Below are 1253 nucleotides of genomic sequence, written 5' to 3' on the forward strand. Positions count from 1 at the left end.
TCTCTATGGAACTTGCCGATCTAAGACGCACCCTAGAATCGCTCACCTTGCGCCTGAGCAACGCTCAGGACTATCTTTGACCTGCCCCACTTGGAGCAACAGATTGCCATCCTAGAGCAAGAAGCCTCGCAGCCGCAGTTTTGGAATGATGTAGAGGCAGCCCGCCGCCACCTGCAAAAGCTCAACAGCCTCAAGGCCTCCTGGGATCAGGTGCACCGCTGGAAGGATCGCCTGGAAGATGCCGCCAGCGCCCTCGAGCTGCTCCAAGAAGAGCCCGATCCAGAACTCCTAGCCGAGACAGCGGGATCCCTGGCAGCGGTGGAGCGGGAGTTGGGCCAGTGGGAGCTACAGCAACTGCTCTCCGGCCCCTACGACAAAAACGGTGCCATCCTCACCATCACCGCCGGCGCAGGGGGAACCGACGCCCAGGACTGGGCGGAAATGCTCCTGAAAATGTACACCCGCTGGGCCGAAAACCAGGGCTACAAGGTCAGCCTCTCGGAATACTCCGAAGGTGCCGAAGCCGGCATCAAGTCCGCCACCCTGCTGATCGAAGGCCCCTACGCCTATGGTTATCTCTCTGCCGAGAAGGGTAACCACCGGATGGAGCGCATCAGCCCCTTCAACGCCAACGGCAAACGGCAAACCAGCTTCGCCGGCGTAGAGGTGATGCCGATCCTGGAAGAGGAAAGCGAGTATGAGCTGAAGATGGAAGATCTGGAGTTCGAGACCTCCCGCTCGGGTGGAGCAGGTGGCCAAAACGTGAACAAAGTGGAAACAGCAGTGCGGGTGATCCACAAGCCCACCGGCATTGCCGTGCGCTGTACCGAAGAGCGCTCCCAACTGCAAAACAAAGAGCGGGCCATCCAGATCTTGAAGGCCAAGCTGATCGAGATGGAAGAAGAAAAACGCAGACAAAAGCTGGCCGAGATTCGCGGCGAGATGGTGACTCAGGGCTTTGGGGGGCGTATTCGCACCTACACCTTCGATCCCTACAAGCTGATCAAAGATCACCGCACCAACGCCGAAACCTACAATGTCGAGGCCTTTATGAACGGCGAGCCGGAGGAGCTGATGCATTTTATCCAGGCCTATCTGCGGCAGGAATACGCCAAACAACAGGCCGCCGCAGTCTAGGGCCGGCTGTAGCGCTCCCACACCGCCTGCATGAGGGCAGCCCGCTCCTGGGCTGAGAGCTGGGTCAAGGTCAGGGGATCCCCTTCCTGGAAAAACTCCCCTACCCCCCATCCCAC

General features: G+C 59.4%; 1 protein-coding gene. It reads left to right on the forward strand.

What is annotated here, in order from left to right:
• The first annotated feature begins 5 nt into the window (after positions 1-5).
• Positions 6-1137, forward strand: a protein-coding gene (gene prfB, locus NW820_RS03780) for a peptide chain release factor 2 (RefSeq protein WP_414406725.1) whose coding sequence is annotated in 2 segments (ribosomal slippage) — positions 6-77 and positions 79-1137 — 1131 coding nt in all. Because the reading frame shifts where the segments join, the coding sequence is not laid out codon by codon here.
• The last annotated feature ends 116 nt before the right edge of the window (positions 1138-1253 follow it).

This window comes from Synechococcus sp. R55.7 (assembly GCF_047461955.1).
In the GTDB taxonomy this organism is placed as follows: domain Bacteria; phylum Cyanobacteriota; class Cyanobacteriia; order Thermostichales; family Thermostichaceae; genus Thermostichus.